This window comes from Aequorivita sp. H23M31 (assembly GCF_004022485.1).
Lineage (GTDB): Bacteria > Bacteroidota > Bacteroidia > Flavobacteriales > Flavobacteriaceae > Aequorivita > Aequorivita ciconiae.
Window position 1 is genome coordinate 284,739 of the sequence record NZ_CP034951.1, and the last position, 25,385, is coordinate 310,123.

General features: G+C 40.0%; 18 protein-coding genes and 1 pseudogene. 3 read left to right on the forward strand and 16 right to left on the reverse strand.

From position 1 onward, the window contains the following. Positions 1 to 69: 69 nt before the first annotated feature. The 16 genes and pseudogenes from hemN to EI546_RS01425 form a co-directional block, all read right to left on the reverse strand. Positions 70 to 1,433 (reverse strand): annotated as a pseudogene (gene hemN, locus EI546_RS01350) (oxygen-independent coproporphyrinogen III oxidase). Positions 1,434 to 1,539: 106 nt separating this feature from the next. Continuing rightward, complete coding sequence (ribB, locus tag EI546_RS01355; RefSeq protein WP_128248855.1) at positions 1,540 to 2,685, reverse strand: 3,4-dihydroxy-2-butanone-4-phosphate synthase; 1,146 nt, start codon at positions 2,683 to 2,685, stop codon at positions 1,540 to 1,542. A 265-nt stretch (positions 2,686 to 2,950) separates the two neighbouring features. After that, positions 2,951 to 4,510 (reverse strand): BspA family leucine-rich repeat surface protein, encoded by a 1,560-nt coding sequence (locus EI546_RS01360; protein ID WP_128248856.1) that lies wholly within the window; start codon positions 4,508 to 4,510, stop codon positions 2,951 to 2,953. An 80-nt stretch (positions 4,511 to 4,590) separates the two neighbouring features. Continuing rightward, positions 4,591 to 8,037, reverse strand: coding sequence for a BspA family leucine-rich repeat surface protein (locus tag EI546_RS01365; RefSeq protein WP_128248857.1), 3,447 nt, complete (start codon positions 8,035 to 8,037; stop codon positions 4,591 to 4,593). Between the two features lies 1 nt (position 8,038). Further along, the gene (locus tag EI546_RS01370) at positions 8,039 to 8,221 is read right to left on the reverse strand and encodes a hypothetical protein (RefSeq protein WP_128248858.1); all 183 of its coding nucleotides are present in this window, start codon (positions 8,219 to 8,221) and stop codon (positions 8,039 to 8,041) included. A 63-nt stretch (positions 8,222 to 8,284) separates the two neighbouring features. Beyond that, positions 8,285 to 9,115 carry a right-handed parallel beta-helix repeat-containing protein gene (locus tag EI546_RS01375; protein WP_128248859.1) on the reverse strand — a complete coding sequence of 277 codons (831 nt, stop codon included), beginning with the start codon at positions 9,113 to 9,115 and terminating at the stop codon, positions 8,285 to 8,287. A gap of 391 nt (positions 9,116 to 9,506) precedes the next feature. Further along, complete coding sequence (locus EI546_RS01380) at positions 9,507 to 10,994, reverse strand: LptF/LptG family permease (protein WP_128248860.1); 1,488 nt, start codon at positions 10,992 to 10,994, stop codon at positions 9,507 to 9,509. A gap of 9 nt (positions 10,995 to 11,003) precedes the next feature. After that, entirely contained in the window at positions 11,004 to 11,642 is a 639-nt protein-coding gene (locus tag EI546_RS01385) for a LolA family protein (RefSeq protein ID WP_128248861.1), read from the reverse strand. 11 nt (positions 11,643 to 11,653) lie between these two features. Then, positions 11,654 to 14,032: an FtsK/SpoIIIE family DNA translocase gene (locus EI546_RS01390; protein WP_128248862.1), complete on the reverse strand. Its 2,379-nt coding sequence runs from the start codon at positions 14,030 to 14,032 to the stop codon at positions 11,654 to 11,656. A gap of 149 nt (positions 14,033 to 14,181) precedes the next feature. Next, complete coding sequence (locus tag EI546_RS01395; protein WP_128248863.1) at positions 14,182 to 14,541, reverse strand: diacylglycerol kinase; 360 nt, start codon at positions 14,539 to 14,541, stop codon at positions 14,182 to 14,184. Next, on the reverse strand, positions 14,541 to 15,041 hold the full coding sequence (gene tpx, locus EI546_RS01400) for a thiol peroxidase (RefSeq protein WP_128248864.1): 501 nt from the start codon (positions 15,039 to 15,041) through the stop codon (positions 14,541 to 14,543). The genes EI546_RS01395 and tpx overlap by 1 nt, the downstream gene beginning before the upstream one ends. A gap of 268 nt (positions 15,042 to 15,309) precedes the next feature. Further along, a complete protein-coding gene (locus tag EI546_RS01405) occupies positions 15,310 to 15,558 on the reverse strand; it encodes a DUF6952 family protein (protein ID WP_128248865.1) in 249 nt (82 codons plus the stop codon). Further along, positions 15,539 to 15,853 carry a thioredoxin family protein gene (locus EI546_RS01410; protein WP_128248866.1) on the reverse strand — a complete coding sequence of 105 codons (315 nt, stop codon included), beginning with the start codon at positions 15,851 to 15,853 and terminating at the stop codon, positions 15,539 to 15,541. The genes EI546_RS01405 and EI546_RS01410 overlap by 20 nt, the downstream gene beginning before the upstream one ends. Before the next feature lie 159 nt (positions 15,854 to 16,012). Further along, positions 16,013 to 16,648 carry a peroxiredoxin gene (locus EI546_RS01415; protein ID WP_128248867.1) on the reverse strand — a complete coding sequence of 212 codons (636 nt, stop codon included), beginning with the start codon at positions 16,646 to 16,648 and terminating at the stop codon, positions 16,013 to 16,015. A 140-nt stretch (positions 16,649 to 16,788) separates the two neighbouring features. Then, positions 16,789 to 18,282 (reverse strand): Na+/H+ antiporter NhaC, encoded by a 1,494-nt coding sequence (gene nhaC / locus EI546_RS01420; protein ID WP_128248868.1) that lies wholly within the window; start codon positions 18,280 to 18,282, stop codon positions 16,789 to 16,791. A gap of 134 nt (positions 18,283 to 18,416) precedes the next feature. After that, positions 18,417 to 20,075, reverse strand: coding sequence for a flavin monoamine oxidase family protein (locus tag EI546_RS01425; RefSeq protein ID WP_128248869.1), 1,659 nt, complete (start codon positions 20,073 to 20,075; stop codon positions 18,417 to 18,419). 321 nt (positions 20,076 to 20,396) lie between these two features. Between EI546_RS01425 and EI546_RS01430 the strand changes: the two genes are divergently transcribed. The 3 genes from EI546_RS01430 to EI546_RS01435 all read left to right on the forward strand — a co-directional run bounded on the left by EI546_RS01430 (position 20,397) and on the right by EI546_RS01435 (position 25,308). After that, a complete protein-coding gene (locus EI546_RS01430; protein WP_128248870.1) occupies positions 20,397 to 22,004 on the forward strand; it encodes a hypothetical protein in 1,608 nt (535 codons plus the stop codon). A gap of 449 nt (positions 22,005 to 22,453) precedes the next feature. Next, on the forward strand, positions 22,454 to 22,597 hold the full coding sequence (locus tag EI546_RS16100; protein ID WP_164905146.1) for a hypothetical protein: 144 nt from the start codon (positions 22,454 to 22,456) through the stop codon (positions 22,595 to 22,597). A 41-nt stretch (positions 22,598 to 22,638) separates the two neighbouring features. Continuing rightward, positions 22,639 to 25,308: a BspA family leucine-rich repeat surface protein gene (locus tag EI546_RS01435; RefSeq protein ID WP_128248871.1), complete on the forward strand. Its 2,670-nt coding sequence runs from the start codon at positions 22,639 to 22,641 to the stop codon at positions 25,306 to 25,308. Positions 25,309 to 25,385: the final 77 nt, after the last annotated feature.

The window sequence follows — 25,385 nt, forward strand, 5'->3', positions numbered from 1 at the left end:
AATTGCCCATCAACATAGAAGATTACGAATAACAATTTAATAATTAAACTAAGCCTTTCTTCGTATTCACTAAATAGTCATCGAAAATAGTTGCGTCTCCGGTTTGCTGCGCTGCAAAAGAAGGTCGAAGGCCATGCAAACATTGCGAACGTACGGTCGGCCGTTTTCATTTATTTTTATATAATTGGCCCCAATTTCTATCAATCCATCCAATTCCATCTCCTTTAGGTTTATCAATACTTCAGGCAATTCGGGAAAGTGTAATCCAGGTGCTTCCCAAGAAGTTTCGAGTTTGCACATTAGGTTTAAAATGTGACGGCGAATAACAAGATCTTCAGAATTTAATTTATGACCTCTGTATACGGGCAAGATTCCCTGTGACAATAATTCTTGGTATTCCTCAACATTTTTCACGTTTTGAGCGAAACTGTACCAGCTATCACTTATTGCAGAAACTCCCAGACCGATCATTAATTGTGTTTTGCTTTCGGTATAGCCCATAAAATTACGGTGAAGAATTTTGTCTTCCATCGCTCTGTACAGGCTATCCGTTTTTAATGCGAAATGATCCATTCCAATTTCTATATATCCGGCTTCTTCCAGCATTTTTTTGCCTGTTTGATACATATCCCGTTTTTCTGAAGCACTTGGCAAATCCTCTTCTTTAAACCCACGTTGACCGTTTCCTTTTATCCAGGGCACGTGCGCATAACTGTAAAACGCAATCCGGTCGGGCATCAATTCTTTGGTTTTTTCAATGGTATGGATAATATGATCCCTTTTCTGAAAAGGCAATCCAAAAATAATATCATGTCCTATGGAAGTATAACCCATTTCCCTTGCAGTTTCGGTAACCTTTTTTACATTGGCAAAGGGCTGCAATCTATGGATTGCGAGCTGAACTTCAGTATTGTAATCCTGAACTCCATAGCATACGCGGGTAAAGCCGAAATCAAAGAGGGTTTGTAAATGTGCGCGGGTAGTATTGTTGGGATGGCCTTCGAAACTAAAGGAAGGATCGTCAGCAATTGTGGCATTCCTAAATATTCCTTTCAACATTAAGGCCAGGTTTTCAGGCGCAAAAAAAGTGGGTGTTCCTCCTCCTAAATGCATTTCCTTAATTTTGGGTTTTGTGGGAACATCTGGAGATAAAGATCCCACTCCTGCTGCAAGGATTCCAAATAAGGAATTTCGAGCTTATGATTTTTGGTAATCCGCTTGTTGCAACCACAGAAAGTGCAAAGACTCTCGCAAAATGGAAGATGGATATAAATACTTATTCCTTCTGAATTATTGCTTTGATCGGCACTTCTTTTAATATCGATCGTCCATTGTTTCTGGGTGAATTCAGAACTGTTCCAATAAGGCACTGTTGGATAACTGGTATATCTTGGACCGGGAACGTTATATTTCGAAATAAGAGTTGCGGCCATTTGAAAAGATTTTTAAGGTTGTGAAATTACAAACTCTCAGTTTCTCAAACGATGACCAAAATCAGATTTACGAACTGTAAAAAAATTCGATGTTATTTTATCCCAATCAATAATTTAAATACTCTGTAATCTCCAAACCGTATCCGATCATTCCAACACGCTTTGTTTGCTTACTGTTTGAGAGTAAGCGCATTTTATGGATTCCGAGATTGTGGATTATTTGGGCGCCGATCCCAAAATCCTTACTGTCCATGTCAATTCGCGGAGCTTTTACCACCGTATTGGGTTTTTGCATTTCTTTTAGTTCCTTCAATCGGCTTAAGAGGTTAAGGGATTGGCTTTCTTGGTTGATGAAAACAATAGCTCCTTTTCCTTCCTTATTTATGATATTGAACATATCGTCCAATTTCTTTTCCGCATTGTTCGTCAGTGCAGCAAGAATATCGCTGTTTACCAACGTTGCATTTACTCGAACTGGTACAGGTTCATCTGGATTCCAAGAACCCTTTGTTAGGGCCAAGTGTATTTGGCCATTTGTAGTTTGTTTATAGGCCCGCAATCGAAACTCTCCGAAATTGGTCTGGATGTTGAAATCCTCCTTTTTCTCAATAAGGGAATCGTGCTCCATTCTGTATTTCACAAGGTCTTCGATTGAAATAAGTTTCAGATCAAATTTCTTTGCAACTTCAACTAATTCTGGAAGTCGAGCCATGGTGCCGTCTTCATTCAATATTTCCACAAGAATCCCTGCTGGTTTTAACCCCGCCAAACGGGCGAGATCAATGGCCGCTTCGGTATGTCCTGTTCTTCTAAGTACACCACCTTGTTTTGCGCGCAGAGGAAAAATATGCCCAGGCCTTCCTAAATCATTCGCTTTGGTATTCTCATCTACCAACGCTTTAATGGTTTTTGAACGGTCATGCACCGAGATACCCGTGGTGCATCCATGACCGATAAGATCTACCGAAACTGTAAACTGGGTGTGGTGCAAAACGGTATTGTTTTCTACCATCATCTGTAAATCCAATGCATTACAACGTTCTTCCGTCAACGGAGCACAGATGAGTCCGCGCCCGTGAGTGGCCATAAAGTTTATCATCTCGGGAGAAACCATTTCGGCCGCAGCTATGAAATCTCCTTCATTTTCCCGGTTTTCATCATCCACCACAATGATTATCTTTCCATTTCGGATATCTTCAATAGCCTCTTCAATGGTGTTGAGCTTAACGGTATTTTTTTCTGTTGAAATCATGTTTTAAAATATGTGGCGCAAAGGTAATAAAATGTATATGGTTATTGACAAAAGAGTGTTTTGTAAATTGCTTTTGAAATTGAACCTGAATTGATCCTTGTCCCCAATACTCAAAAACATTCAATAATAGTTTAAGTTCCCTTAATCTGTAAGGGTATTGAAAACTCAACTTACTCTTAGATAATTTTTTCCTATCCCATAAAAAAACCCTCCCTTCATTTTTTGAAGGGAGGGTTTCAGGAACCTAATTGACTATTAAATTAACCTATTCCTTGATCAATAATTCTGTTTTGTTTCCACCTTCGCCGGTTATTATTACCATATAGGTAGCACTGGAAAGTCTGGATACGTCGATGACGGTTCCGGTAGTCATTCCATTGAGCTCTACCTTTTGCACCAACCTTCCGGTAAGGTCAAAAATGGAGATGCTCTCAAGAATTACGTTCTTGGGATTGTCCAGGGCCAGTTCATCCTTCATAGGGTTTGGATAGAGGGCCACGCCGAACAAGGGAGCATTGCCGCCTACGTCCAATCTAGCGTTATTGACGCCGCAATCCTTGCCGCCATCTTGGATAGTCCAAAGGAAAGAGTCTGTCATAGTGATCCTGCCCGGCTCACCGGCACAGTATTTACTGAAGCCCGCGTGGAACTTAACCCTGTGCTTAAGTGGCAAGGCGCTCCAACCGTTCAATAGCGAATCGTAATTGGCTGTTGAAAGGGTTACGTTCCTGAACATGTTGGTCATATTGGAAACGTTGCTTACTTCCCAGCCCCCAAGGTCTTGGTCGAACCTGTTGGCGTGGAAGAACATAAAGTACATGTCCGTCACGTTGCCAACATTCCAACTGCCAATATTCTGGTTGAACCTCATTGCAGCATTGAACATGTTTCTCATGCTGGTCACGCTGCCCACGTTCCAGATGCCAAGGTCCTGATTGAACCTGGTTGCTCCGTTGAACATGTTCTCCATACTGGTCACGTTGCCCACGTTCCAGTTGCCGATGGGGTGGTTGAACACCGACGCCCCTGCGAACATCCCGCTCATATCGGTCACGTTCCCCACGTTCCAGTTTCCAAAGTTGGCGTCACCGTTGAATTTTCTTGCGAAGGCGAACATTCCGTACATATCGGTAACCTGCGAGAGGTCGGGCATATCGGTGGCATTGCTCACAAGGTTCTCACAGCCCGCGAAGGCTCCGTTCATCGAGGTCCATACGTTGGAACCCCACTGCTCGATGGACATGATCTTGAGCCTGTCGCCGCCGTTGTTGAAATAGATGCGCGGGAATGCACCGCTTATCTTAACGGTATAGACGCCCGCCGCCGAATAGCTGTGCGAGATATTGCCGGTGATCCCGGTTGCCGAAGACCCATCTCCCCAGTCCACGCTGTAGTAATAGCCGTTGCCGGTAGTCGGTATGCTTATGCTCTCGTTGGCAGCAGTGGTTTTCCAGGTGGTGATGAACTGGTCGGTGCTGAGGCACAACTGTCCGCCGTCGGTGATGATCCACCCAAAGGTGGCTATCATGTTGTCGCGTGCCGGCTTGCCGCTGCAATATTTGCTGTTGCCACCGCTGAACTTGACTCCATATTGCAAAGGAAGACTGTTCCATCCGTTCAGCAGCGCATCGTAATTGGCTGTGGAAAGGGTCACGTTATTGAACATATTGGCCATATCGGTAACGTTGGCCACGTTCCATCCTCCGATGTTTTGGTCAAACTGGTTGGCATGGGAGAACATGGAATTCATCGTTGTCACATTGCCCACGTCCCAATTGCCAAGATCTTGGTTAAAATCCATAGCAGAAGCGAACATATTCTTCATAGTTGTTACGCTTGCCACATTCCACGAATTAAGGTTCTGGTTGAATATTGTAGCTCCATGGAACATTTGCTCCATACTGGTCACGTTGGCCACGTTCCAACCACCGATAGGATAATTAAAAATAGAGGCTCCCCGAACATAGCTTCCATATTGGTTACAGTGGATACATTCCAGTTTCCAAAATTTGCATCGCCGTTGAATTTTCTACAATATGCGAACATTCCGTACATATCGTTAACCATTGAGAGGTCCGGCATATCGGTTGCGTGGCTCACTAAGTTCTCGGCACCCGCAAATGCACTGTTCATAGACGACCACTGGATGTTGCCCCACTGTTCAATAGATCGAATTTTAAGTCTGTCGCCACCATTGTTAAAATAGATACGTGGGAAATTACCACTGATACTAACGGTATAAATTCCAGGAGTGGCATAGATATGGGAAGCATTTCCTGTTTTCCCGGCATCCGAGTTTCCATCTCCCCAATCAACACTGTAGTTGTAACCTGACCCAGTGGTAGGTATGGTGATGGTCTCATTGGGCATTGTGGTTTTCCAAGTGGTAACAAAGTTATCCGTTGGAACCACGCCATCACAGGTTTCAAGTGGATCTTCAACGGTAACTGTTGCAGTGGCCGAACTGGAATTTCCATGTACGTCGGTAACCGTCAATGTCACCGTGTATGCACCAACATTAGAACAATTAAAAGTATCCTTATCGATTTCCAAGCTGGCGATACTACAGTTGTCTGAGCTGCCATCGTCAATATCCATTGCCGTGATGCTTGCATTTCCATTGGCATCCAATTGCACAGTGATGTCACGTGTAAAAACAGTGGGAACAATGTTGTCCTCCACAGTCACAAAAGTAGTGCAGGTAGAAACATTTCCGCTTGAATCGGTTACCGTTAAGGTTATTGTGTTTTCACCTATATCGGAACAATCAAAATAATCCTTATCAATTGCCATGCTTGCGATGCCACAGTTATCGGAGCTGCCGTTATCGATATCCGATACCGCGATGCTGGCGCTGCCGTTGGCATCCAACTGTAGGGTGAACGGGACGGCGCAACTGGCAATCGGCGAAAGACTGTCCTCCACGGTTACGACAGTAGTACAGGTAGAAACATTTCCGCTTGAATCGGTTACCGTTAAGATTATGGTGTTTTCACCTATATCGGAACAATCAAAAGAATCCTTATCAATTGCCATACTTGCGATGCCACAGTTATCGGAGCTGCCGTTATCGATATCCGATACCGTGATGCTGGCGCTGCCGTTGGAATCCAACTGGACAGTGAAAGGCGCAGCACAACTGACTACTGGAGCCGTGTTATCTATCACTGTGATAGTAGTGGTACAACTATCGGAAGATGTTCCATTGCTGACGGTCAAAGTGACCTGGGTAATTCCAAGAGGATAAGGCCCCATTGGATTTACCGTAAACGTAAGCGGATTCCCATGGGGATCGGTAGAGCCCCTATCAAAATCCTGGGCTATGGCACTGCCTTCACAATTTGCCTCCGTACTTACGGTAACCGCCTGACATACTGCGGTAGGGGCTTCGTTGCACGCTCCAAACGGATCGAAAACAGTAACCACAGTTGAACAAGTGGAAACGTGTCCACTGATATCCGTAACGGTCAAGGTCACTGTATTCTCGCCTATATCTCCACAACTGAAATCGGTAACATCAATGGATGCACTTGCAATACCACAGTTGTCCGAGCTGCCATTATCTATATCGGCCACGGAGATGCTGGCCTGCCCATTGGCATCTAACTGAACGGCAAAGGGAGCGACACAATTGGCCACCGGAGGGGTATTATCCACTACGGTAATGGTGGTGGTGCAACTATCGGAATCAGTTCCGTTGCTTACGGTAAGGGTTACGTTGGTAATTCCAACGTTATAAGGCCCTACTGGATCTACCGTGTAGGTCAATGGCAATCCGTTGGGATCGTAAGAACCACCATCAAAGGCTTGTGCTGTTGCATTTGCCTGGCAATTGTTATTGCTGTTGATTGCCAAAGGCTGGCAAACCGCAACGGGTACTTGAATGCAGGAACCGAGGGGATCGGTAACCGTAACCGTAAAGGAAACGGTAGTACTGTTTCCGCTCTGGTCTTCGGCAGTGAAATTGACGGTATTGGCGCCGATGTTTGAACAGCTAAAAGTATCTATATCAATACTGATAGAGGCTATTGTACAATTATCAAAAGTACCATTGTCAATATCTTCCGCAGAGATAGTTGCCGTACCAGTGGCATCCAGATCCACGCTTATGTTTTGAACAAAAACGCTTGGTGCTATAACGTCCTCAACAGTAACAATTGCTGTCCCGGTTGAAACATTTCCTTCCGCATCGGTAGCGGTCAGGGTCACGGTATTTTCACCCAAATTAGCACAACTAAATTCCGTGATATCCAAAACTAGTGAGGCCAGTTGGCAATCGTCATAGGTTCCATTATCTACATCTTCCACGGTGATGCTTGCCGTTCCGGAATTATCCAACTGAACGGTAATATCCTGAGCCACAATTGTTGGCGGCAAATCGTCAAATACGTCAATGTTTTCGGCAATCTTATATAATGAATATTTTCCTTCGGAATTTTTAACCGAAAGAGACAAATCGTGAACTCCACAGTTTATCAGGTCGGTTGGTATTTCAACGGTGAATTCATCGGGATTGCCAGTAGGAGTTAGGACGGCACTAGTTCCCGTACCAAAACCGAATTCTGCATCAAAAAGAAATTCGGCGTCTGAAAGTGGTGAAACAATATATTCCTCATTGATATAAAATAGTTTTTGGTCGTACAAACTCCAAGTTCCATCCGCATTCTTGACCCGGATTCCTATTTTATGAAATCCTATAGATAAATCATTTAAAGGTATCGGGATTACCTGATTTATCATTTGGGAAGGAGTAACCGAAATACCCGTAGCATTGCCAACTCCTGGATCCGTATCAAACCAATATTCAAGTGCCACAACGTCTTTTACTTCATCCGCAATAAAATCCGAAATATAAAAACGCGCTGTGCTATATAATCCCCAAGTGCCATCGGTATCCTTTGCGCGCAGGGTTATTGCATGAAAGCCGGTTGGCAGATTTCCCAGCGGGATAGCAAACGTTGTATTTACTTCTCCAGTATTCGCTGGAACTGCCAGGGCTGTACCGTTCCCTATGCCCGGATCGACTCCGAAAAAATATTCGGCAGCGGCGAGATTTGGAACAGTCCTAACCTCTCCAAAATCGGAGATGTAAAAGTTTGTAATAGAGTACATACTCCACACATTGTTGTCGTCTTTGGCACGCACTACCACTTTGTGAAAGCCCTCTGCCAATCCCGTTAAGGGAATGCTGAGAGTCTGCGATAGCTCGCCCGTATTTGCGTTTGCGGTAACTGCCGTGCCGTTGCCAATTCCCGGTTCGGTATCAAAATAATACTCGAACTGTGTAAGCGTTTGTGCGCTTGTGGTGGCAAAGGCAAAGAGCAGTAAGAGCGCTATGTATAGCGTTCTCATATTAATGGGCTTTTGCGTTGATGGTAACGTTGATCGTTCCGTTTTTTGGGACAGTACCGTTATAACTCACTATATCCATTGCTGGAACCCCTCTTGGATTGCCTAGATATTTATAGTTGAAGTTGGAGGAAATACCGATTTCGGTCCCTCCAACGCCACCTGTTAATGCTGGGGATCCGGGCATTAAGGTAAGATCAGCAGGGGTGGCTCCAAAGTTTCCATTCCAATCATATGCGGCAAAATTTCCTCAAGTGGCATAATCTACGTTTACAAACTGGGGATCGGTGTTAAAAAAACTTTCAGTTTCACTGTAGTTACCTGCTAAGCTTACAGGATAAGAAGAATAATAATTATAAAAAAGATTGTTGCTCAGCTGGAAAGGACCGCCAGACAAATTGACTGATGTATTGCCATAAGGATAACTAAAAATAAACATATTATTCGAAAGATTTGCAGTTCCCAATCCGTAATTGTAGATATTAATATCATTGCTATATACACTTCGGAAAATATTATTGCTCACTACAATAGTCGCTGCATTGGAAATAGTTATGCTTGCTATTATATTGTTTGTTATTAACACGTTTGCAGCATTATTATATTGTCCTATGAAATTAATTTGGTTGCCCTGAATAACAATGTTATCAATGGTTTGATCCACCCCGTTTCCTATAGAGATACTACCTATCTTATTCTCAAAAATCTCAATATTCTCATAAGGTACCGTACCGCCCCCAATTGTGCTTATTGAAGAAATAGATAAACCTTTTAAAATTATATCTGATGCGGTTATGGAAATAGTGCCTATTTGACTGATATTGGTAGGCTCGCTATGCGAAGCCCCCACTATGGTAATTGCTTTTGAAATAGTTAAATTGCCATAACCGGTTCCCGAGGGTTGCACATAAATAATATCTCCGGCGCTGGCTGCATCGTGGGCCGTCTGAAGATTTGAATAAGCTGCCACGGAGCCGGGAGAGTTGTCCACGGTGAGAATGGCTTGCCCTTTTGTAATTGCCGTGGTTAGGCCTATTGCTAAAAATAGAAAGCCTTGCTGAAAAAAGTTTTTTGTTTTCATAATTGTTGGATTTTTAAGATTATTTTAACGGCTAAGATAGAGATGGGGTGTAATGCAAAAAATACCTAGTAGTGGGTATTTTTGCGGTAGAATTCTTATAAAGATCAGGGTTTTCCCCTGGATATTTTGAACCCGATTTTCTCAGAAAAAGAGTGGAAAGTTGGTTAAATGAACGATTTTAAAAATTGTGAAGTGAAACTATTAAACGACTACTCAATTTAGGAACGATTGAAATAAAATACCTATTTAAACATTCCGAACTATATAAGACTAAAATTATGAGCAGGTTTCTAAAGGCATTTAAAATGGGGAAAAGAGAGGTGAACAAATTTCTTTGTCGTTTTATAGATAAAAATTAGTGGGAAAATTAAAAGAAAACTTGCCTAAGTTATTAGGTTATTGAATCGGGTGCGACTCCTTCCGTTTTTTTCTTTTTGATTATAATCCCGAATAGCCTACCAATGCGCTGTACAAAAGAATCAAAATCAAATATTCCTTGATCGGTGGTAGCTCTGTATGTAAGCCAAATACCAAGTGGAAGCATTATCGCAGTATTTAGCCAAGCGGCGATGAAGGGAGCCAAGGTACCATCTTCCGCACTGTTTTTGGCGAAAATTCCGATAAAGTGGTAGGTTAAAAATAATAGAATGGCAATTACCATTGGCAATCCCATTCCACCTTTTCGGATAATGGCTCCTAAGGGTGCTCCTACAAAAAAGAGTATAATACAAGCCACCCCAAAAGTGTATTTTTCGTGAAGTGCAATTTCATTTTTGTTCAATTGCTTGGTCTTGGCCTTAAATTCTACCTTTTTCGCCTCTACAGTCTGAAGGGTTCCCTTAGTATTATTGAGGGCAAGTTTTACAATTTGTAATTTTTCTGCAGGTTTAAAAATATCAAGTATTGAATTTGTCGAAATAGGAGTGGTTATTGGTTTTTCCTTAATATCATCTTCGCCATCGACGACAAATTTCTCTAAACCACTGCGGTAATACATGTTTTTGGTATACGATTGTAAATCATATGTATAGCTATTTGAAAGAGAATCTATTTCGGAGCGTAATTCGCTGATATTGTACATGCTCTGGTTTTCAACCTTATTGTCTTTATCAATATCCCTGTTGTTCAAGGCTGTAAGGTCAATATTTATGGCGTATTCTTCAAAATAACTTTTAGCAAAAGGTTCTTTCTTTTGGTCTGCAGTCTTAGTTGTTTGAATATCCTCGTAATAATTACCATCTTTTAAAATCAAGGATAGCGTATTGCTGCCCTCTTTACTGGTAAGTTCGCCGTTGTTGGCGATTATAACCGTAAAATTGCCATTTGGTCGTTTTTCATTTTTTTTGTGAATGACGATATCTTCTAAAAATTGCCCTCTGTTGCCCGATTTGTTTTCTACCTTAATATTGAACATATCACCTATCTGACTGAATTGCCCTTCCGCAATAACCATGGATGGTTGGAATTGTTGAATATTCCGTCTTAGGTTTTGCCATTTGTATTCGGAATAAGGTATAACGCTATTGGCGAAAAAGTATGCAACGATTGAAAGCAATAGAATAAAGGCCATTACGCTTCCCATTGCTCTTTGCAAGGAAATACCTGTGGATTTCATTGCGGCAAATTCATAATTTTCGGAAAAACTTCCGAATACCATTAGTGAGGTAACTAGAATGGTGAGCGGAAGTACCAAGGGCATCATTTTGGGAGCGAAATACCAAAGGAATTTCATAATGATCCAAACGTCTAGATCCTTGCCCGCCAATTCTGAAATATAGAGCCAGATGGTCTGTAGGACAAATATGAACATTAAAATAATGAAGACGCTAAAGAACGTCTTCAAATAAGTAATCAATATATATCTGTCCAGTATTTTCAACCGTTCGTCCTATAACTTATTAATATAATATCCGTCTTTTTTGTATTTGGCTTCGTCAAAGGTAAATAAGGTCTTGGAAAGAGGTTGGTTTGTTTTAAAGGAATTTACGGTAAGAGTATACGATGTTCCATTCGAGTCCGTTTGGATCAGTTTGTATATATGTTTTGTCTGAACATCAATTCCTAAAAGAATGTCCTTGATTTCTGCTTTTGAATCGATTGGAATCAATTTCACAAATTGGATTTTTCTCCCTTTTACATTCTGTTCAATGTCCATTTTGTAAGTATATCCTTTTTCATAAAAAGTCAACATTTTTGACGGAGTAATTTCCTTATCGTTTTTAGGGTTATAAGTTGAGATGGTAACCTCTTCATCTTCCGGCACAATAGTATAAATGTTTTTTCCGTCAAAGATTCGAGTTGTACCCAACATGTTCAAAACATATTTATCACCTTCTAAGGTCACATCACCACGTGTATCCTGGTTTACATTTTCTTTGGAATTGTTTAAATTATATTTAAAGTCAATGGTAATGTTGTCGTAGCTTTTTACTTTTTCCGAAACCTCTCGAAGCAATGTTTTTGCATCTTGGGCTTGGGAAAACGTGATTGTTAAAAGAGCAATTAAAAGAATACCGTATTTTTTCATTTTAGTTTGCATTAATTTTCATTATCTATTAGTTGATTCAGAGCATCTAGTGTGGGAACAAGTACTTGACGAGCCTTACTTCCTTCAAAAGGTCCCACAATTCCTGCAGCTTCCATCTGGTCGATTATTCTTCCCGCCCTGTTATAGCCCAATTTTAATTTACGCTGGAGCAAGGATGCAGATCCTTGTTGGGCAATAACCAGGACCTCTGCGGCTTCGCGGAACAGAGCATCGCGTTCGTCCACGTTATTATCAAGAGTTGTGCCACCCTCTTCTCCCACATATTCAGGAAGAAGATAAGCATCGGGATATGCTTTTTGCGAACCGATAAAATCGGTTATATCGGCCACTTCGGGAGTATCCACGAAGGCACATTGTAACCTTGTAAGTTCATTTCCCTGGGTAAAGAGCATATCTCCCCGGCCAATAAGTTGGTCGGCTCCGCTGTTGTCCAAAATGGTCCTGGAATCTATTTTACTTGTTACCCTAAAAGCCAATCGTGCAGGGAAGTTTGCCTTTATTATCCCAGTAATTACGTTGACGGATGGACGTTGAGTGGCGATAATCAAATGGATACCGATGGCTCGTGCAAGTTGGGCAAGACGGGCAATGGGAGTTTCCACCTCTTTACCTGCAGTCATAATCAGATCGGCGAATTCGTCAATAACCAATACTATGTACGGTAGATAATGATGCCCATCGTTAGGATTTAACTTTCGGTTTTTAAATTTGGTATTGTATTCCTTAATGTTTCGTACCATCGCATCCTTAAGAAGGTCGTAACGATTGTCCATCTCGATACATAAAGAATTTAAGGTATTGATTACTTTATTGGTGTCTGTAATAATAGCTTCATCCGTATCAGGCAGTTTTGCCAGATAATGGCGTTCAATTTTGTTGAACAAAGTAAGCTCTACTTTTTTCGGGTCAACCAAAATAAACTTCACTTCTGCAGGATGCTTTTTATAAAGCAAGGAAGTAAGGACCGCGTTTAATCCAACCGATTTTCCTTGTCCTGTGGCACCGGCCATAAGCATGTGCGGCATTTTTGCAAGGTCCACCACAAAGGTCTCGTTGCTTATGGTTTTTCCAAAAGCTATGGGAAGTTCCATTTCTGCTCCTTGAAATTTTGACGAAGCAATTACCGACCGCATTGAAACGGTTTTTGGATTTTTATTTGGTACTTCAATTCCTATGGTACCGCGACCTGGGATGGGAGCAATAATACGAATTCCCAATGCTGAAAGGGACAATGCTATATCGTCCTCCAGATTTTTGATTTTTGAGATTCTAATTCCAGCATCGGGTACAATTTCATATAAAGTAACCGTAGGTCCAACAGTGGCTTTTATACTGGCGATTCCAATTTTATAGTTGCTGAGGGTCTCGACAATTCTATTTTTGTTTTCCTCTAGTTCCTCTTGATCAATGGTAATTCCACTGCCTGAGGTGTGATCGCGCAATAGTTCAATACTCGGAAAGCGATAATTACTAAGATCTAGACGGGGATCGAATTCACCGAAATCCTTTACCAATTTTTCACTAATACTTTCAACCTCTTCTTCTTCAGGTGCCTGTTCCACTTCCATTTCCACATCACTTTCCACATCGGACTTCAGAATAATTTTCTCAACAGGTGGAGGAGGAGTTGGTTTCTCCTTTTTAGACAGCTCTAACTCAACCTCAGTTTCTTCTTCTTCCTCATCTTCCTCGGCGATTAATTGCGATGTGGATATTTTGTGTTTTGTTTCCTGTTCAATGGGCGTAATTCTTTTATTTACTGTGCCAAAATCATCCTTTATTTGTTTTTTGGAAATTTTGACCGCGTTTATGGCCATATCTGGTGTAAGTTTTAACCGTACAACCAAATAGAAAATAAGAATAAAGGTCATGATTAAAATGGTTCCCACCAAACCTATATAATCCTGCATATAATCGTTGGTTTCAAAACCGACGGTACCACTCAGGATGGTAGCTTTGCCATCAAAAAAACCAAAGAAAATGGAAATCCAAAGCATCAGAAGTAAGCCCCAGAACCAGAATTTTACCAATTGTTTTTTAGCGTAATCGAAGAAATAATAAACTCCTGTAAGTCCAACGAGGAAAGCAATGATAAATGAGGCAACTCCAAATCCTTGATGGATAAAAAAGTGACCGATATGAGCTCCAAATTTGTTTAACCAGTTGTCGGCCTGCAGTTCACGGTCACCTAGCGTCCCAATATCACTTTGATCCGCTTGCCAAGTGAAAAAGTATGAGATAAAAGAAAGCAAAAGCGCCAATCCCAACAAAAATAGGAAGCTGCCCAACAAAATTTTTTGCTGTTTTGAAAGGGAAAACCTCATCTTTGTTCGTGGTGAACTGGTTGTTTTTTTCTTTTTTTTGGCCATTAATAAATGGGTTGGTTGTTCGGCAAAAATACAAATATCAAAATGTAATATTCCAAATAACTTTCAAATAACTAAATAACCTGGGAAAGCCATTTTATTGATAAATGTTTTATAATTTATAAGCTGATAAAACGCTAATAGTCAGTCTGCTAAAATTTGGGAATATATATAATACAGCCCACGATAACTGCCGACACTGCGGCGAAAAATACTGCTCCCGCGGCCACGTCTTTAATAAAACCAATCTTGTTGTGGAAATCGGGGTGAACAAAATCTGCGATTTCTTCAGCGGCAGTATTTAGTCCTTCAATACTAATTACCAATCCTATCGCCAAAATCTGGATCATCCATTCAATATTGGATATATTAAAATAGAATCCGGCAATCGTCATGATTATGGCAATCGCGGTTTGCACCTGGATACTAGCTTCGTAGCGGAGTAAGAGAAAAGCACCTTTTATGGCATACTGGAAGCCTTTCAGGCGCTTTCCCGTATATGTATCCCACATTATAGCAAAGTTTTTAGTGCTGCCAAATAGTCGGGCTCTTCACCAATATCGGATACTTGTTGACTATGAATTACTTTTCCATTTTCATCCAACACCACTACGGCGCGTGAAAGAAGTCCACGTAGATCGCCTGTGGTCATTTCAACCCCATAATTTTTTCCGAAAGATCCATCCCGAAAATCTGAAAGATTAATTACATTATGAAGGTCTTCATCGTTGACAAAACGCTTTTGTGCAAATGGAAGATCTCTAGAAATGCAGAGGACCTTGGTATTTTTTAAGGAGGTAGCTTTCTCATTAAATTTGCGTACGGAAGTGGCGCATACGTTTGTATCTATACTCGGAAATATATTCATTACAATCCGTGATCCGCGATAATCCGATAAGGATTTTGTACTTAGATCCTGAGCTACCAATTTGAAATCTGGAGCGTGTTCTCCGGTTTGGGGAAGGGTGCCGATAGTTTCTATAGTATTCCCTCCAAGTTTGATCGATGCCATTGTTTTTGATTTTTAAAAGTGAATTATAAATATAAGAATTCGTTTTGGGTCTGGCTATTAATACTTTTTAAAGAACGTCAATAAATTTTATTTATTTAGAAGTGGTTCTTTTCTGAAAACCTTGCTTGTTGAAAGGATTGAGGATTGAACATCAATTCGAAATGAAGCCATATCTTACCTTCTGAAACGCGATAAAAAACGAATCGCACCAAATAAAAAATCCCTTTGCATCGATTGCGAAGGGATTTTAAAATAAGTGGTATAATTTCTATTTATCAATAGAGCCCAAAACTTTTTTTACAAAGGCATTGGCCGCGTCGCGCTCCGGCATACCATCTTCTATCATTTGGTGGACCTCCACAGCTCCGCAGAGATTGGTGATCAGCTCCCCGATGATATCCATTTCTTCATCTGTAATGCGATTATACTCGCAGTAAGACTCCAATACCTCTATACAATTCTGAATTTGGGCAGTGGAATTGTTCCGTTGAATATGTCTAATTACTGGTAACTTCATCTACTAAATCTTTTAACAGTTCGAATTTATTGGTCTGAACCTGGTTGACCAATTTCCCATCCTTAAAAGAGGCAAAAGTTGGTAAGTTGTCCACATTTGCCATTTTTCTACTTTCAGGAAATTTTTCGGCATCCACCAGGATAAATTTGAATCCCTCGGTTTCCGTAGCCAATTTCTTAAATTTAGGTTTCATCAGTCTGCAGTTACCACACCATCCGGCGGCAAATTGAACTATCACATCTTTTTCATCGGAGATGAATTGTTCCAGGCTATCATCTTTTAATTCTAACATCATAATTTTTATTATTAGTGCTTGTTTGTTCAAAACCCACCCAAGACTTAGGACTTTTGGACTTAGGACATAAGACCACAAACCTTCAATTGAAAATGTTTTCTAGATAGAAGTTAGTAGTCCTACGTCTTATGCCTATCCGTCTTCCGTCAATATCATTTTTTAATGGCTTAAATAACTAGCTACACCTTCTCGTGTGGCTTTCATTGCTTCTTTACCTTCTTCCCAGTTGGCTGGACAAACCTCACCTTTTTCTTGTACGTGGGTGTAGGCATCAACAAGTCTTAAATACTCATTTACATTTCTACCAAGTGGCATATCGTTAACACTCTCGTGAAAAATCTTCCCATCCTCATCGATTAAATAAGTGGCCCGGTAGGTAACATTGCTGCCCTCTAAAAGATAATATTCCTGATCTTCATCGTAAGATTGAGGTTCAACATCCAAGATTCCCAGTGCATTGGAAAGGTTTCGGTTTGTATCTGCGAGAAGTGGGTAAGTCACTCCTTCAATCCCTCCATTATCTTTTGGAGTGTTTAACCAGGCAAAATGTACTTCGGGGGTATCACAAGAAGCTCCGATAACTATTGTATTTCGATCTTCAAATTTTGAAAGCGCCTCCTGAAAGGAAAGAATTTCAGTAGGACATACATAGGTGAAATCTTTTGGGTACCAGAAAAGCAAAACTTTTTTCTTATTCTTTTGAGCTTCTTCAAGCACATTTAATTTAAAAGTGTCTCCCATTTCGTTCATCGCATCAACTGTAATGTTTGGGAATTTTCTTCCTACTAATGACATAGTTTATATAGATTTAAAGGTTAATATTTTTCTATAACAAAAATACGATTTAAGTACCTTATTTGAAGGAAAAACAAATGTATTATTCTATTGAGCTATAGCCGTTGTCGATAGCGTGGGAAGAAATTCATAAATAATTGCTATGCTCTTGATGGAGTAGTTAATTGCTTAATTTTTATAGAAAAGGCAGCAAACAAGAGAGTCATAAACGGACTGACGTAATTAAATATAGCGTAGCCCGCATAATGAAGTGTGTCCACACCAAGTACGCCGCTATGGTAAGCTCCACAGGTATTCCAGGGTACTAGTACTGAAGTTACCGTTCCGCTATCTTCCAAAGTTCGGGAAAGATTTTCTGGCGCCAATCCCTTATCCTTAAATGCCTGTGAATACATTTTTCCGGGAATTACGATGGCGAGATATTGATCACTGGCAGTTACATTTAATGCTAAGCAGCTAACCACCGTACTTGCAAACAATCCAAAAGTAGTATGGAACAATTTCAACAAAGCCTTACTAATTGCAGAGAGGGCGCCGATGGCATCCATAATGCCTCCGAAAGTCATGGCACAGAGAATGAGCCAGATGGTATTCAGCATTCCAGTCATCCCACCAGAGGAAAACAAATCCTTTAAGGCCTCATTTTCTGTGGGAATGTTGGTCTGGACGGTTATCGCATTCATAATTCCTTTATATCCGTTGGCAAATGTGAGTGAGGAACCCCCACCAATAGCCGCAACAATATTGGGTTGGAAAATCAATGCTGCTATTGCTGCCAATAAGGTTCCTATTAGAAGGGCTATTAACGGCGGTGTTTTTTTTACGATTAAAACTATCACGATAATAGGTACAAGGAATAACCACGGACTTACGGTAATTGATTCCTTAACGGCTTCCAGTATAAGATGGGTATCTGCAGTTCCGGTGGTCTCTATATTAAATCCGATAATGACGAAGACAATTAGAGTGATTGTCATAGTTGGTACCGTAGTATAAAGCATATAACGAATGTGGGTAAATAAATCTGTTCCCGCCATAGCAGGGGCGAGGTTTGTGGTATCACTCAGAGGTGATATTTTATCCCCAAAATAAGCGCCGGAAAGAATTGCTCCTGCGGTCATTCCTAAGGAGACATCCAAGGCATTGGCAATTCCGATAAGAGCTATACCTACGGTAGCGGAGGTGGTCCAACTACTTCCCGTAGCCACGGAAATTATAGAACATATTAGGACGCAAGAAACTAAAAATATCGTTGGATTTAAAATTTGGAGACCGTAATAGATCATTGTGGGAATAACGCCGCTTATTAGCCAAGTCCCTGCCAAAGCTCCTACCATAAGAAGAATTAAAATAGCGCCAGCGGTGGATTTTATATTTTGCGCCACTTCCTCAAGCATTTGATCGAAGCTTACCTTGTTGAGAATTCCTACTACAGCTGCAACGGCACCTCCCATTAAAAGTATAAATTGGTTGCTTCCACTGAGAGCATCATCACCAAAGGCAAAAAACACATTGTAGAAAAGCATTCCAATTAATGCAAAAACAGGAATAAGCGCTTCCCAAATATTGAGTTCTTTATTTTCTACTACATCCTCATCTTTTGGGTCTTTTGGCTTGATATCTTGGCTCTGCATCGGAAGTTTTTAAAATGGAATGTAATGTTACGATTTTGTGAAATGGTATGCAAATTTTATAGCCCCGTCGCCATATCACCATTACTATTTTCCACATTTTCCCCACTTCCGAGAAGAAATGGGTTCTTTTTTACTTAACCAACTGTTGTAGAAGCTACTTTCGTTTCAGATGAAAGTTGCAGCAGCTCTTCGGCTACTCTTCTTCCAGTTTCAGCCCCGCCATTCATAAAACCTTGAAACGCTTCGCTGCAATGTTCCCCTGCAAAATAAAAGTTTCCTACTGGCTGCATCTCCAAGCCAGAAATGGTGGTCCATTGCCCTTTTTTATAACAGGAATAACTGCCCTTGGCATAGGGATAATCTATCCAGTTTACGAACACATGTTTTCCTAAAAACCGATCTTTGGATCCTTTAAAAGCTTTATCCAGTTCTCCAATCAAACTGCTGATCCTACTTTCAGGAAGTTCTGTTTTCCAACTATGGGTGGGAGGAGCCATCTTATTTTTGAATGATTCCTTATCCAGATTTTGGGAGAAAGTACCGCCAAAATAGGCGACATAAGCTCCGCGGTCATTATCGGGAGTTTTATTGTAGCTGCTATCCCAACCGTTTACTATATCCTTGTGGAATAAATATCCCATAGCAGAATTGGGTTTTTCCGACCAAGGGACCCCGTCATAGCCTAAAACTAATTTTGTATTCATTCCATAACCCAATTCTTCAATGCACATTTTCTTTCCATTGGACATGTTTTTCAGGTTGAGCTTTATTTTTCTCAAAATTGTAAATGGAATGGTGCAGACTATCCTCTTTGCCGACACAATTTTGTCATTGGTAAATTTTATGTGATATGTTCCTTGATCATCTTCACTTATTTCTGAAACTTCGTGATTCCTTTCCAGTCTTTTATCTCCAATTTTATTAGTCAGACCTTCGATTATTTTAGAATTGCCTCCCTGAATGCGAAATTTCTCATCACTATCACCAAAGGGTCTGAATCCTGCGCTGGTATCGCTATCAACCATATCCAAGAGGTTAAGAGAAGATTGCTCGGAACAGTCCAAACCAAATTCTGAAGTGAAGGCAGCAGTAAGTAGATCCTTTAGCCAGGTCTGGCACTCAAGAGATGCTATATAATCGCTCAAGGCAATATTGTCTAAAATTTCAGCATCCGGCGTATCATAGTTTTCTCCAAGCGAATTCTTGTCAATTGCAATTTTCTTGGCTATTTTATTGAACTCAGTTATTATTTCATCCTCGGGAATAATTCTGTTATCAAAATAATAGGTGTCCTTAATCAAATTTTTCGCTTTCTGCTCCTCCTCCAGATCGATAAATTTAAGTTTAAATTCTTTTGCCAGGTCGATCATATCCTTATGAGTGGAATCAATAAAATCCCCACCAAATTCGGGAAAAATCCCTAGACCCAAAGAGTCGTTATAATGAGTTAATATTCGGCCTCCCAATCTTCTGCTTCCCTCATACACCTTGAAATTCAGATTTGAATTTAATAGGTGATTGGCACAGTTTAAGCCTGAAATTCCGCCTCCCAAGATGGCAATATCCAAAATTTCTGAGGTGGGCTCTGCTTTTTCATTTTTACAGGAAATTAGAAAGGATGGCAAACTCAAAATTAATCCAGCACCGATTGCTCCCTTTGTTGTGTCCGCAATAAATTTTCTTCTGCTATAAGTGATAACTTCCGCTCCATTTATCGATGAGTTGTAATCACTTACTTCCTGATTTAGATTACCCATCAGTTTTCTTAGGAAATTGCTCTTTGCTTTTCTCATCGCACATTTTATTAAACCGTTAGACTATTTATTAAATGGGGATGTAATTCAATTGGTGCACCACTTTTGATACTTGGAAATTTAGTGTTCAATAAGTTGGTTTCTAAGGAGATATATGAGGGATGAAAGTACAATATTTTTTGGTGTGAACCATATTTTTTTCAGAAGAAGAAATATTTTCCCTCCGATTATTTAAAGACCTTTTAAAAATGTTTTAGACCCACCATAAAATCTAAAATTTTTCTAATCGAAAAAGAGAAAAATTTAAATATTCAACTTGTAAATGGTAATCTTAAGGATGAATTATATTAAGTTTACGCTATGAAATTATGGTTGCTCCTCCCATTCTTTTTTACTCAATTTTTCAATGCCCAGATCCAGGTAACTAGTTTAATTGATAGTCTCTCACAAACTAGCTCCAATCAAGAAAAAGCGCGCTTGAGTATGCTTATTGCATCCGAATTATCAGGTGATGATTGGACGCGGGCGCTGCACTATATCGAGATTGCTGAAAAAAGTGCCAAAAATTCAAAATCTGATAAAGTACTTGCCGACTTTCATATTGTCGTTGCTGAAATATATGCTGAAAAGGGCGCTTGGGATATTACGCTTGAAAACTTACTTCAAGCTTTTACTTACTACAGGGATAAACCTCTTAAAGATCGTTATAGATTAGAAAATGATTTGGCAATAGCTTACGCCGAAACGCAAAACCAAGAGAAAGCATTAGAATATTTCCATAAGATTTATGGATACGAGCATACACGTAAAAATCCTGTTAATCTAGCATCCATTTCAAATAATATGGGTTTGGCGTGGATGGAGAAAGATTTGGATTCTTCAGTGTTTTATTTTAATAAATCCCTGGAATTGATAAAAGATGTTGATGCCCCAGGTCTGAAAACATTACTCTATACAAACTTGGGGAAAAGTTCAGTTTTAAGGGAGGATTACGATGCGGCCAAAAATTATTTTCATCAAGCCATAAGGCAGGTTGATCCCAAAGATTCTGCGGAAGACTTGGCTTGGGTTTATGGCGAATTTTCAGAGCTTTTCTTAAAAAATAGAAATCTTGATTCAGCTATCTACTATTCCCGAAATGCTGTAGATATACTAGATACGGTGGCGCCTTACAGTTTGGAACAATTACAGGCTGTAAAAATATTATATAAGGCATATCAAAAAAATGGGAATTTTGAAAATGCCGTAAATAATTTTGAAAAATTTATGGTCATAACAGATAGTCTAAATCTTGAGGATAAGCGAATAAAGGTCCAGAAATTAATTTTAGAGGAGGAATACCGTACGAAAGATAAAATCCGTGAACTGGAGGAGAATGAAAGTAGGGCAAATTTCTATACCTTAATTACAGGATTGATAGCACTTTTATCCATATTGGGAATATTTGCTTATCGTTTTTGGAGCAAATTCAAGCGTACCGAACTTGAAAAGCAATTGGCCTCTTCCAAACAAAATGAACTTAGAAGTAATTTGGAATTAAAAAATAAGGAATTAATCGGAAAAGCGATGATCGAGATGCACCGTTCCGAAATAATAGAGGATATTCTAAAGGATCTTAAGGAGATAAAATTAAAAGCGGATAAAAAGGAAATACAGCAAGCAATTGATTATATAGGCAAACGATTACAACGCGACACCTCCACAAATTTATGGGACGAATTTGAACTGCGTTTCGAACAAGTTCATGAATCTTTCTATAAAAACCTTATAAAAACCCACCCTGACCTAACTCCTAAAGATAAGCGGCTCTGTGCTCTTTTGAAGTTGAATCTCACATCGAAGGAGATTTCCCAAATTACCGGACAAACGACCAAAACTGTCGAGAATGCCCGAACAAGACTTCGGAAAAAACTTGATATCACAAATTCCCAGACCGATCTATCTACTTATCTATCCAGTTTCGGATAGTAACTGTTTTTGGCTTATTAAAACCTAAGAATTGAAACTAAGTAAAAGTCGCTCTATCGACATTTATTTCGCTGTTGAAATGCTTCCAATCCTTCCGCGGAAAGTCAAAATCGTGTTTATTGGCCAGAAATAATAGTTTTGGAACGCTCCAAAAGCCAAATTATGTCCATTTAGGGCCAGATCAAATGTTTCAGACTTGAATTTATTCCTCAATTTGAACTTTAGAATCGACCGATATCTCCAATTCTCCAACGGCGCTCCCTTCTTGGTATCCAATTTTGAATATTTCTTTTCCCCCATTAATCTCTGACAATTAAGTTTTTATCTGTTTATGAGTGGTAATGCTATGGTGTATTTTTTCATATAGAGTGTTTTTGTAGGGGCATATTTTTTCTTCACATTAATAGCACAATCTACTTTTGCCCCGTTTTGAACTAGCAACTGCTTCAATGAAAAAAAAACCAATTCCGAAAGAAAACTCTTCATTGGACAGAATGATTGAAGCCATTTCCGATAAGAAGAATGCTTGGAAAAAAATTCTGTTAGAATTGGAAAGGGAGATGGATACTCGCAAAACTGAAGAAAAAAAATAAATATCAATACAATTAAACCATCATAAACCAAATTTAAAGTCATGAAGAACATCTTACTCTTTTTTTCTCTATTGGTTGCCAGTGCCAATATGCTTGCACAACAACCGGAGGATTATTTTATTACAAAATGGGAAAATCCGGGATGGGGAAACATAACAATTCCCACAAATTCTGTTTACACATACAATTATACGGTAGATTGGGGGGATGGAAGTCCGATTTCAACACATACAGGAAATGCATCACATGTCTATTCTACCGCTGGCATTTACACTATTAAAATAAGTGGGACTTTTCCTCAGTTTTATAACAATGGAGTTTGGAATGAGGCTTTAAAATCCATAGAACAATGGGGGAATATCCAATGGAAATCTATGGCGAGATCTTTTAAGACAGTTCGAAATATGGCGATTAATTCAATTGACAATCCTGACTTATCACAAGTAACCGATATGTCCGAGATGTTTTATCAGTCAGGCGAATTTAATGGCGACATAAGCGGTTGGGATGTAAGCAATGTAAAAAATATGTCCCTGATGTTTTTCCAGTGCCCTGCGTTTAATCAAGATATTGGAAACTGGAATGTGAGCAACGTAACTGATATGTCCCATATGTTCGAAAAAACACCATTCAATCAGGATATTGGTAACTGGGATGTTAGCAGCGTTACAACAATGGCAAGTATGTTCTCAGAAAATGTGGTATTTAATCAAGATATAGGAAGATGGAATATTAACAATGTGACCACTATGCATAATATGTTTAATGGAAATGCAGGGGCTCTTTCACCTGCCAACTATGATGCACTCCTTAGAGGTTGGAGCACCTTGTCTTTGCCCAATGTCATAGATTTCAATCAACCTCTACTAAAATACTGTACAGCCGGTGCGGCAAGAGCGATTATGGAGCAAAAGGGATGGATATTTAATGATGGTGGAACAAATTGTCTTGGAAGCTGTACCACGGAAACCACTTGGAACGGATCTGCTTGGAGCAATGGTTTGCCAACATCCACCAAGAAAGCCGTTTTTGCCGCCAATTACAACACCGCTACTTCCGGAAGTATTGATGCCTGCTCCATTCAAATAAATCCTGGTTTTACGCTAACAGTTGCTCCCGGGACGACCATAAAAGTACAAAGAGATCTCGCCATCGATGGTAATCTCATTTTTCAAAGTGATGCAACAGGAAACGGAGAGTTGGCAAAATTAGGTGAGAAGGCTGCGGTGGTGGGAGATGCAACAGTACACCGCTTTATGCTCGAAAAAAGATCGTATAGAATGGTGAGTCCAGCAGTAACAACTTCGTCAAATATTCGGGCAAATTGGCAGGAAGGAGTTAATAATGTAGGGATTCCCTATTCGCAAAATCAAAATCCGAACCCAGGATTTGGAACTCATATTACCGGGAGTACTACCGGCGCAAATGGTTTTGACGCCACGGGTACAGGTGCGCCCTCATTGTACACGGTTGATGTAGCTGCCCAACAGTTTCAGGTTGTGGGTAATACAAACCTCAATAAACTAACCGCAGGCGAAGCCTACCTTATGATGGTAAGAGGAGATCGAGATATTGACCTTACAAACAACTTCTCCTATGGCCAAACCACCTTGAGGTCAAAGGGTAAACTTAGCTGGGGAAAAAAGCATTTAAAATTTGTATCCCCCAGGAATGGTGCATTTATTATGTTTGGGAATCCCTTCCAAAGTGCAGTCAATATGAACACAGTATTGGCTACCTCTACCAACGTGAATAAAAACTTCTATTATGTATATGATCCGAATATCGGGACAAATGGAGCCTATGTAACGGTATATTTACCAACCGGAAATAACAACAATGGTGAAACAATGAATGTTCCACCCTCTTCGGCAAACCAATATTTGCAACCAGGCCAGGGTGCGCAATTGGCAACTCTTGCACCAGGTGGTGTAACATTAGATTTTTTGGAGAGTGATAAGGCCCCAGGTCAATTTACCCCAACCAATGCTACCGGTAATACTACCGTAATGGATGGTATGGTCATGGGGCAATTATTTACACAAGAGAACTATACCAATGGAGGTCCTGTACACGATGCTTTTGCCTTACTTTTTGCCGAAGAAAATGATAATGAACTTACTCCCGCGGATGCAGTAAAACCATTTAATTTTTATGAAAATATAGGTATTGACCACAATGGAACGTACTTAAGTATTGAGAAAAGAGCTCTTCCGCGAGTCGGGGAAAACTTCCCATTGTATATATCTGGATTCCAAACCAATGCATATGTGCTAGAAATAAAGGTAAACGGACTGGAAGGTGCTTTACTTTATTTAGATGATGCTTTTACTGGATCTAGCACTGTTCTTCAAGAAGCAGCCGTTGCGTACCCTTTTTCGGTATCTGCATCAAATCCAGAGAGCAAAGCCACAGATAGATTCTCAATCAGGGTTGCAGAAAGACTAAATATTGATGAAAATGTTTCGTCTTCTGGCATTTCTTTTTATCCAAACCCCGTGAGCGACCTATTAAAAATAAACAATCTGGATAACATACAACTGAACAGTGCATCGATTTATGATATCACAGGAAGACTTATCAAAACGGTAGATTTAAAAGGAGCAACTGCGGAAGTATCTATTTCTGTCTCTGATCTATCTAACGCCACTTACTTAATAATTTTGAACAGTGAAAACGGTACCGTATCGAATCTTTTGGTGAAAAAATAGTGGATTTTTAACTTAAATATTAGTATTAAAAAAATTATCTCATTTTTGTTTGTGGAAATGATATTTTGTATATCTTA